This window comes from Paenibacillus sp. CCS19 (assembly GCF_033239625.1).
Classification (GTDB): domain Bacteria; phylum Bacillota; class Bacilli; order Paenibacillales; family Paenibacillaceae; genus Paenibacillus_T.
Genome location: NZ_BTCK01000041.1, coordinates 50,263 through 59,556, shown reverse-complemented (window position 1 = coordinate 59,556; position 9,294 = coordinate 50,263). Strand labels below are relative to the sequence as shown.

General features: G+C 52.0%; 9 protein-coding genes. 5 read left to right on the top strand and 4 right to left on the bottom strand.

Features of this window, described 5'->3' with window-relative positions; all coding sequences use genetic code 11:
* Positions 1 to 171 precede the first annotated feature (171 nt).
* The 3 genes from SBI19_RS23080 to SBI19_RS23070 are packed head-to-tail and all read right to left on the bottom strand — an operon-like array spanning position 172 to position 2,716.
* Positions 172 to 858 (bottom strand): DUF1054 domain-containing protein, encoded by a 687-nt coding sequence (locus SBI19_RS23080; protein WP_317971883.1) that lies wholly within the window; start codon positions 856 to 858, stop codon positions 172 to 174.
* Positions 859 to 881: 23 nt separating this feature from the next.
* Positions 882 to 1,556, bottom strand: coding sequence for a response regulator transcription factor (locus SBI19_RS23075; protein ID WP_317971884.1), 675 nt, complete (start codon positions 1,554 to 1,556; stop codon positions 882 to 884).
* A 5-nt stretch (positions 1,557 to 1,561) separates the two neighbouring features.
* On the bottom strand, positions 1,562 to 2,716 hold the full coding sequence (locus SBI19_RS23070) for a sensor histidine kinase (RefSeq protein ID WP_317971882.1): 1,155 nt from the start codon (positions 2,714 to 2,716) through the stop codon (positions 1,562 to 1,564).
* Positions 2,717 to 2,900: 184 nt separating this feature from the next.
* Here SBI19_RS23070 and SBI19_RS23065 point away from each other — a divergent pair, with 184 nt between their 5' ends.
* The 5 genes from SBI19_RS23065 to gndA all read left to right on the top strand — a co-directional run bounded on the left by SBI19_RS23065 (position 2,901) and on the right by gndA (position 8,943).
* Positions 2,901 to 3,845: an ABC transporter ATP-binding protein gene (locus SBI19_RS23065; protein ID WP_317971881.1), complete on the top strand. Its 945-nt coding sequence runs from the start codon at positions 2,901 to 2,903 to the stop codon at positions 3,843 to 3,845.
* A 22-nt stretch (positions 3,846 to 3,867) separates the two neighbouring features.
* Positions 3,868 to 5,031, top strand: coding sequence for an ABC transporter permease (locus tag SBI19_RS23060; RefSeq protein WP_317971880.1), 1,164 nt, complete (start codon positions 3,868 to 3,870; stop codon positions 5,029 to 5,031).
* Entirely contained in the window at positions 5,024 to 6,178 is a 1,155-nt protein-coding gene (locus SBI19_RS23055) for an ABC transporter permease (protein ID WP_317971879.1), read from the top strand. The genes SBI19_RS23060 and SBI19_RS23055 overlap by 8 nt, the downstream gene beginning before the upstream one ends.
* A gap of 370 nt (positions 6,179 to 6,548) precedes the next feature.
* Positions 6,549 to 7,145, top strand: a complete 597-nt coding sequence (locus tag SBI19_RS23050; protein ID WP_317971878.1) for a hypothetical protein — start codon at positions 6,549 to 6,551, stop codon at positions 7,143 to 7,145.
* A 385-nt stretch (positions 7,146 to 7,530) separates the two neighbouring features.
* Complete coding sequence (gndA, locus tag SBI19_RS23045; RefSeq protein ID WP_317971877.1) at positions 7,531 to 8,943, top strand: NADP-dependent phosphogluconate dehydrogenase; 1,413 nt, start codon at positions 7,531 to 7,533, stop codon at positions 8,941 to 8,943.
* Between the two features lie 33 nt (positions 8,944 to 8,976).
* On the opposite strand, the gene SBI19_RS23040 is transcribed toward gndA, so the two are convergent.
* Complete coding sequence (locus tag SBI19_RS23040; protein WP_317971876.1) at positions 8,977 to 9,285, bottom strand: hypothetical protein; 309 nt, start codon at positions 9,283 to 9,285, stop codon at positions 8,977 to 8,979.
* Positions 9,286 to 9,294 lie beyond the last annotated feature (9 nt).

Sequence of the window (9,294 nt, the reverse complement as noted above, 5' to 3'; positions counted from 1 at the left end):
TATTTTTGTATTCTGAAACACCAGTTATAGCGTAGGGTTGACAAGTTTCGTTCATATCAGCGATCGAAAGAACATTTGTCTGCGAAGTGTGACCGAGCGAAGCGCCCTTAGAACATTTGCCCGCGTAGTGTGGTCCGAACGGTGAAAGTCTCACGAGTCAGTAAAATACCTCTACCTCATCGCCACCCTATAAAGCGGCATCAGCGTTTCATACGTCTCGATAGCGTTCGCCAGCAGCTTCTCGCCGCTTTGCACAGTTGCATCTCCCGGCTTCAGGTGACGCCCGATTAGCAATTCCGCCGACTTCACGTCGCGGAAGCGGGTCAGCGCAGCGCGCCAGTCCGACTCCGTCATGCCTGCAACAGGCATGCTGTCCTTCTTCATGTGATCGAACGAAACCACATAGTCGCTTGGCACCGTACGGATGACCGTATCCAGCTCGCCTAGCAGAGCGGACGCGATGGCGGATTTGTTCGGCAGCTCGTAGATGAACGCGAGCCACAGGAACAGATGATCATCGAACAGCCCCAGCTGAAAATGCGGATGCTGCTTATAGCCGCGCTTATTGTTGCACAGCGCCATCCACGTGTCCTTCGGCGCATTGACCGTCCGGCGAGCATGCTTGGCGACGTGCAGGAACAGCTCGTCTCCTGCAGCAGGCATCAGCTCATGTGTCAGACGCTCGCCAAGCGCGCGAAACTTAGGTTGAATTCGCGATTGGATTGCAGCCATGCGCTGCTCCAGTCCATCGATCTTGAACGTCGCGAAGTCATCCTGCACGAAACCTGCTTCACTCAATTGCGCCACAGGCAATGCTGTTGTTGGATTTGCTGCTGTCGTATTCGTTGTCGTTGTCATAGTTGATTTCACTCCAATTCCATTTATCCACGTAATTTCAAATAGAAAATAGCAATTTGCGTTCGGTCGCGCAGCTCCAGTTTATCTAATATTTCCGAAATATAGTTCTTCACAGTGCCTTCGCTTAAGAATAGAGCTGCAGCGATTTCCTTGTTCGATAAGCCGTCGGCGATATGTCGGACGATCGATTGCTCAGCTGCTGTCAGGCCGTATCGCGTCAAATCCCGTTCCTGCTCACTATCGGCCGAAGACTTCGTGCTAGAACCACTATCCGCCGCACCAGAGCCGATCATGCCGGCCAGCTTGCGGGCAATATCCGGATGGATTAGCAGCGTGCCGTCATGAACCGTTTTGATTCCGCTGATGATACGGCTTGGCGGTACATTCTTGAGCAAATAACCGTTGGCGCCGTTCCGAATGGCGGCTGCAATATATTCATCGTCATCGAACGTCGTTAGGACGAGGATAGCAGGCGATCGAGGGAGCGATTTAATTAATCGCGTGCCTTCTACGCCATCACACCCTGGCATCCGCATGTCCATCAGCACGACATCGACGGACTGCTGCTGCACGAATTCATAAGCAGCCTGGCCGTCTTGGCACGTACCCGCGACAGACAATTCAACGTCGAGGTCCAGTATAACCTTCATGCTCTCGCGAATGAAAGGATCATCATCAACGATAAGTACGGAAATCACAGTTTTCATCCCCCTTGGGTCTTGGCATGGGATTGCGAATGACTTGGAATCCACGTCATGACCGAGAACCGGCCCTCCGCACGGCAGGTAATCCTGCCGCCGACAAGCGCTGCACGCTCTTGCATGCCTCGCATGCCGATGCCGGTTGTTAATGGCCCAGACGGCAGCGCGCCGTCATTCTCAACAGACATTGCAACTCCGCCAGGCTGAAAATCCAAATTCACCTCGACTCGGACTGCGCCGCCGTGGCGTACCGCATTCGTTATGGCTTCCTGCGCATTGCGGTACAGCACGTATTCTATACTCGGGTACAGCTGCTCAGGACGACCGGTAATCGCAAATAGGACTTCAATCCCGAGCGTTTCGCCGGCCTCCTGGACGAGCTTGTCGAGCGAGTAGACGCGGCTCTCTTGTTCGGGAGCCGACAGTTTGCGTACCGTATGCCGCATTCGATCCATGCTGTCCTGCAACTGGTCGCGTATTTGCTCGACGATCGCGCGCGCGCGATCCGCATCATGATCGAATAGATGCAGCGCGGCTTCCGACATCATTTTGACCCGAATGAGCCGATGTCCCAGATCATCGTGAATGTCTCTTGCGATCCGATTGCGTTCTTCCGTCTGCGCATATTGCTCGATCTGTGCGGCATATTCTTGAGCGCGCCGCCGCGCCGCTCCCAGCTCTTCATGATGCTGGGCAAGCCGGTCATACAATTGCTCCGTCTGATTCCGCTTTTCTTCATACTGTTTGGAAGCCGTAAGAACGGCTGATAACAGCAGCCATAATAGACTGGCTGTTAACATCAATTCCGGTTCTCTGCCGTTCATGGCGCTGATCTGAACCGCAAGTCCGCCGACCGCCCATGCCGTTAAGCTCTTAGATTTGAATGACAAGGAGTAGATCGCGATCAAGGTTGAGTAGGGCAGCAGGAACAGATAGCCTCCCCAGCTGTAAGACATTGCACCGAAGCCGATTAGCTCGCATGCAGCAAGCAGAGCCGCCATTCGCGGCAGCAATTCCCCTAATTTGACTGCGAGAATCGAGAGCAGGACACAGATGACGAATAGGCTCGTTGATTGATCCACGGGACGGTCCAGCAGTGTGGCGGCCGCGGGGATGATGATGAATAAATGGCGTAGCCATGTCATGAACAGCGTCATCTCGGCGTTTCTCCATCTGACTTTTTGTCCCATTATAGCATATCTGTTTTGAGGTTCGGATGAGGTTTGGATGAAGAAAGATGACTTTCGTCACCTGCATGTGATGACTTTCTATACCTGTCGTCGAGCATCCAGCATTATACAATGAGAGCAATAGAACGGATATGAGGAGTGAACCGGTACGATGAATGCATTTGTTCATTTTCGCGAGGTCGTAAAGAAATACGATTCGGTGATGACCGTTAACCATCTTACGCTGGATATCGAGGAAGGCGAAATTTTCGGATTGCTCGGCCCGAACGGCGCTGGCAAGAGTACGACGATCGGGATGTTGTCCGGACTGCTTGATTTGAACGGCGGCGACATTACGGTCGGCGGCAGCTCGATTAAGAATAGACCGATCGAAGTGAAACGTCAGATCGGGCTTGTTCCGCAGGAGTTGGCGATTTATTTGAACTTGACGGCTAGAGAAAATGTAACGTTCTTCGGCAAGCTGTACGGACTGCGTGGCGCGCAGTTGAAGGAACGGGTTGACGAAGCGCTGTTGTTCGTTGGTCTGCTCGACCGCGCGAAGGATAAACCGTCGACCTTCTCGGGCGGCATGAAGCGCAGGCTGAACATCGCTTGTGCGATCGTGCATCGGCCGAAGCTGATCATTATGGATGAGCCGACCGTCGGCATTGATCCGCAGTCTCGCAACCATATTCTCGAATCGGTGCGCACGTTGAACAGGCTTGGTTCTACGATTATCTATACGAGTCACTATATGGAAGAGGTAGAAACGATCTGCACGCGCGTCGGCGTCATGGACCAAGGCAAGTTGATTGCTTGCGGGACCAAAGAGCAGCTGCGCCTACAAGCAGGGCAGGATACGAAGCTGGCATTCGAGCTTGATCGCGAAGAGCCGCAGGCCTTAGAAGAAATCAACAGTCTCCCCCGCGTCAAGCAGGCCGGCTCCATCGGCGACGGCATCATTGAAGTGATTTGCAAAGATTCGGCCGCGATATTGCAGGACATTTTATTTATTTTTCACAAATACGGCATTTCGCTTCGTACGATGACGCGAACCGAGCCGGGGCTCGAGACGCTGTTTCTGCAATTAACGGGCCGATCGCTGCGGGATCAATAAGGGTTGAAGGAGGAGAACGATTATGCGTGCATTCTTAACGGCAGCCCAATACCAGATTATATCGCTCTGTCGGATGCGGAACTTAATATTGACGTTGTTCCTTCAGCCGCTTGTCTTGATTCTGCTGCTCGGGCATGCGTTCGGCGGAGAGATGAAGCCTGCCAAGGTCGGACTGTTCATTGAAGACACAGGAGCTCTGAGCAGTTCGATCCAAGAGTATTGGCATTCCGAGCAAGTGACAGCCTATGCGGCTGTGGAGATTACGCGATCTGAGGAGGAGACGCGTCAGTCCGTCGAGAGCGGACGTTTCGACTATGGCGTCGTCATTCGAGAGGGGTTCTCGGAAGCTGTCACGGCAGGCCAACCAGCTCAATGGGTCCTGATGCCAGGACATGATGATTCTCGCAACATTGCGGTGCGGGCAGTGGCAGATCGGTATTTGTCAGAGATGAACTTGAAGCAATCTGCGTCAATCAATGGCTTAGGCGATGCATCGAGCGATACGGAGAATGGGAGCACGGATGCTTCCTCAAAGACCGTGCAAATCGGAACGCTTGGCGTGAGCGCGGAGCATTTGTTCGGTACGGTGAATGCGAATCAATATTACGCAGTGTCGAATCTCATTATGTTTCTGCTGTATGCGGGAATGACCGGGACCATTGTTTTGCAGAATGAGAAGCAGAACTTCACGCTCCAGCGAATCTATACGCAGCCCTCTCGGTTCAATATGGTCGTCTACGGGAAACTGGCTGGTGTCGTCTGCTTCGGAATCGTGCAGTCGATCGTCATCATCGCCTTCACAACGTTTGTGTACGATGTAGATTGGGGCAATCGCCTCGACCTGACCGCGCTGGTCTGCCTATTATCGATCGCCGCCGGCATCGGCTGTGCGATCGTCATCGCTTCCTTCTTCAAGTCGCACCAAGCGTTCCGTTCTTTCTACAGCATCTTTATTTTCATCGCAACCTTCCTAAGCGGCGGCATGGTGGCGAATCTCGATGGAACGGTTGGCGAGCTTGGCAAGTTTACACTGAATTATTGGTCGACCAAGGGGTTAAGAGGCATCATGAACGGCGAGCTTGGCACTGATCTATGGATGCCGATCGGTGTACTCGCGAGTATTGCAGTTGTTCTTCTGGCAATTGGTGCAGTAAGAATGTCGAAGGTGGTGAAGGTCAATGCCTAGTCTTACAATTGCGCTGCTGCTCATACGGCGGGTCCTGTCTACGAGGCGCGATATCATAATGAGTCTGCTGCTCCCGGCTGCTGTGCTCGCTGGCATTGTCGCGTTATTCGCATCATCCAGCCAAACGGAGCCGAAGCTGACCGTCTTGAATCAAGATAAAGGAGCCTATGGTTCAATGATCGGCAAGCAGCTTGAGATCGAGCCGAAGTACGAGATTACTACGGTTACTTCGGGAACGGAAGAGCAATTGAAGCAAGCGATCGAAGTAGGGAATATAGACGCTGCTATCATTATTCCGGCAGCTTATTCCGAACAGCTGCTAGCGGGTCAATCGCCGACCGTGATTTTGTATCGAATGAACGAACAGCTGTGGAACGCATCCCTCGCGCTGTCGCTGGAAGCAGAGACGGATCGGATGAATCATGCGGCTTCTCTTCTGGCTCAGACCGGCGAGTTGAATAAGGAGAACCTTGATCATCTGCTGGCAACTGTACATGAGAATCGGATAGCTATGCATGATGCGGATCTGCAAATCGGCAGCACGATCGCTAATCCTGAAGTTATCGGGCTCATGTTGTTGTTCGTGCTGCTGCTCGTCATGAAATCCGTCTCTTTAATAATGGAAGATCGCGAGCATCGAACGATGGCGCGTATGTTCACCGCGCCTGTTCGCGGGTATGAGATCGCACTCGGCAACTTTCTTGGCAGTGCAGCCGTAGGGACGATGCAGCTTATTGTAATGGTCGGCTTGTGCTGCTTCGTATTTGGTTATGATCCTGGCTTCTCTCCACTTATGCTGCTCCTGCTGTTGGAATGTTTCCTTATTACTTCGGTTGGTCTAGCAAGTGCAATTGCAGGCCTCGTACGCAACAGTATGCAGCTAAGCGGTATAGGCAATCTGGTGATTACGCCGACGTGTATGCTGGGAGGATGTTTCTGGCCGATCTCCATCATGCCGGATTTCATGCAGAAGCTGGCCAATTTCACGCCTCAGAAGTGGCTGCTGGAGGCGGCTGATCGGCTATCCAGCGGCAGCGGGATAAACGCTGTTACTGTCCCTGTATTAATTATTCTGCTGTTCGCAGTCGTACTGCTTGCTTTCGGTGCGGTAGTGCTGCGTCCAAGCCGACAGGCCGTTAGCGGTTAGTTGCGGCCTAACAATTCGAAGGACGATCCAGTCGAAGCGGCTGTTTCGTCCTCTTTTTGCACCTGAACAGAGAGGTTTGCATTTTCGGACGCGCAGAGCAAGAACTTTTTTTGCGGATGATGGATATTGGAGCGGGGAGGGTGAATAGGATGACAATACCCCTCTTCTTCAACAAGTAATTGTCACAGCACGCGCTGGATTGTCGATTTGTCTACGGCCGGGACAAAACGGGCGCTCCAACGTTCAAAAATAGTCAATAATCCAAGTTGCCAGAACATAAGATGAAGTATAAACTAGATACGAGAGGTAATTGTCAGAACATTTCGCCAATTACTGATTGATCATCACCGAAGCAAGGGAGGGATTGCCGTTGAACAAGAGCCACGAAGTTGAATATTGCAATTTGGAGCTGCGATTCGACCGCCGGCAAATCCAGAATCTCATTCGGGATCTGATTCAGGAAGGCTACTCTCTGTATTGGAGCGAGACGGAGTACCAGTTTCTTATTTCGATTCGCACAGGGCGCAAGCTCGTCAAGCTGCGATTCCAGCGAATCAAGCAGCGTTATAAGATTGTTGGCGACTATTTGATTAAGGACGAGAAGCTGTCGGAGTTAATTGAGAAGCTGATCAACGACACACGCGGCCACGCGGTCGTGAAGCGGATTAAAGATCGTCAAATCGTTATCGAGAACATTATGTTCGGTGAAATTATACGTTTAGTGGAGGTGTCCGGCATGGAACATCGGATTATTTATCAGAAAAAGCCGTTTGTAACGATTGAAGAGATGATTCAGGCGTTCCAGTCGAAAAGAGCGGAGGAGCGGGCCATCGTTCTGCGCTACGAGCTCGACTATGAACTGTCGGTACTATACGAGGCGTTGTCGAACAATGATGAGGAGACGATTACATCGTCGAAGGAGAAGCTTGTCGGACTTCGGACGGAGATGCTCCAGCTGGAGCTGTGACGAATTGCAGATAGATTCAGGCAGCAAATTTACGCTAAAGCAGGGGAGGCGGCCATCATGGCGTCGAACCTGCTTTTTCCATATCAGAAATAATAATGATCGGTGATAATCTGGAAAGGATAAAAGATTATTGGCGGGGGCAGCGACTGTAGCGGTCCTTACCGGGGTGTTCAGTGCGTTTCGATCGGAGTGAGATAAGCTAACAAATAAGTGGATAAAGGGTATCTTGTCATGCCATGAATAACAAAGACTTAATAATGCGATTAGAAAAAGTAATGAATGAAGGCGCTTTTTTCCTAAACGACAGTTTTCATCAGCGGATAAAACGAGTACAATAGGATGTATTGTGAAACAAATTATGAGAGATAAAGGATGGAAGAAACAGATGTCTAAACAGCAAATCGGCGTGATCGGCCTTGCCGTAATGGGCAAAAACCTGGCACTTAACATTGAGAGCAGAGGTTTTACCGTATCCGTATACAATCGCTCCCGTGAAAAAACGGACGATCTGATGCAAGAAGCAGCAGGCAAAAACCTGGTACCTACATACTCCATTGAAGAGTTTGTAGCTTCCCTGGAAGTTCCACGCAAAATTCTGATCATGGTTCAAGCTGGCGCAGGTACAGACGCAACGATCGATTCGCTCGTTCCTCACCTGGCGGAAGGCGACATCATCATCGACGGCGGCAACGCATACTTCCCTGACACGCAACGCCGCAGCAAAGACCTCGAAGCTAAAGGCTTCCGCTTCATCGGCACGGGCGTATCCGGCGGCGAAGAAGGCGCACTGAAAGGTCCTTCCATCATGCCAGGCGGACAAGAGTCGGCATACAAACTTGTTGAGCCAATTCTGACGGCTATCTCGGCCAAAGTTAACGGCGACGCATGCTGCACATATATCGGACCGGACGGCGCAGGCCACTACGTCAAGATGGTTCACAACGGCATCGAGTACGGCGACATGCAGCTGATCTGCGAAGCGTACAACCTGCTCCAATCGGTTCTTGGCCTCGACGCGAAAGAACTGCACGAAATCTTCACAGAGTGGAATAAAGGCGAACTCGACAGCTACCTGATCGAGATCACGGCTGACATCTTCTCGAAGTACGATCCAGAGACGGGCAAACCGATGGTTGACGTCATCCTCGACTCCGCCGGCCAGAAGGGCACAGGCAAATGGACGAGCCAAAGCTCGCTCGACCTGGGCGTTCCGCTGTCCATCATTACGGAATCGGTATTCGCACGTTTCCTGTCCGCTATGAAAGAAGAGCGCGTGCAAGCTAGCAAGCTGCTCAAAGGACCTAAGCCTGCTCCATTCCAAGGCGACAAAGCAGCATTCATCGAGAATGTACGCAAAGCGCTGTTCGCGAGCAAAATCTGCTCCTATGCACAAGGCTTCGCACAAATGCGCGCCGCTTCCGATGAGTACGGCTGGGATCTGCGCTACGGCGATATCGCAATGATCTTCCGCGGCGGCTGCATCATCCGTGCCCGCTTCCTGCAGAACATCAAAGATGCATACGACCGCAACCCTGCGCTGTCGAACCTTCTCCTCGATCCTTACTTCCAAGAGATCGTAGAGTCGTACCAAGGCGCTTGGCGTGAAGTTGTAGGAACGGCTGTAGCACAAGGTATTCCAGTGCCATCGTTCGCAAGCGCGATCGCATACTTCGACAGCTACCGTACGGAGCGTCTGCCTGCTAACCTGCTGCAAGCGCAACGCGACTACTTCGGCGCTCACACGTTCAAACGTCTGGACAAAGAAGGCACGTTCCACCACAACTGGATGAGCAACTAATGGCTTAGGAAGGCGGGGAGGATGAGGGTTGTCCTAATGTAACGGGGACGACACGCCTTCCACTGCATCCTTCAGCCAACGGCGGAGGCGGTCGACCTCATGGTCGCCATTCTTCCGCTGAATGAGACTCATGGACGCTTCGGCGAACGAATGAAACGTTTTAAGCAAATGTGGCTGCGACAGATCCAGTAATTTCGGGTCTGCGTCAGCCACTTTCTTTTTAATGAATTCCAGCAGCCAGATGACATCATCTCTTGTAAGCGGGTAACTGCTGTCCAGCAGTCTGCTTACGCGGACAGCTGCCGGATTGTTGCTTGAATTCGACGATGGATTGACGTTCATAGACGACGG

What these genes read in the sequence shown, in the direction of transcription:
- SBI19_RS23055 (WP_317971879.1), top strand. Translation starts at nt 5,024, where the DNA reads ATGCCTAGTCTTACAATTGCGCTGCTGCTCATACGGCGGGTCCTGTCT.
- SBI19_RS23060 (WP_317971880.1), top strand. Translation starts at nt 3,868, where the DNA reads ATGCGTGCATTCTTAACGGCAGCCCAATACCAGATTATATCGCTCTGT.
- gndA (WP_317971877.1), top strand. Translation starts at nt 7,531, where the DNA reads ATGTCTAAACAGCAAATCGGCGTGATCGGCCTTGCCGTAATGGGCAAA.
- SBI19_RS23070 (WP_317971882.1), bottom strand. Translation starts at nt 2,716, where the DNA reads ATGACGCTGTTCATGACATGGCTACGCCATTTATTCATCATCATCCCC.
- SBI19_RS23065 (WP_317971881.1), top strand. Translation starts at nt 2,901, where the DNA reads ATGAATGCATTTGTTCATTTTCGCGAGGTCGTAAAGAAATACGATTCG.
- SBI19_RS23040 (WP_317971876.1), bottom strand. Translation starts at nt 9,285, where the DNA reads ATGAACGTCAATCCATCGTCGAATTCAAGCAACAATCCGGCAGCTGTC.
- SBI19_RS23080 (WP_317971883.1), bottom strand. Translation starts at nt 858, where the DNA reads ATGACAACGACAACGAATACGACAGCAGCAAATCCAACAACAGCATTG.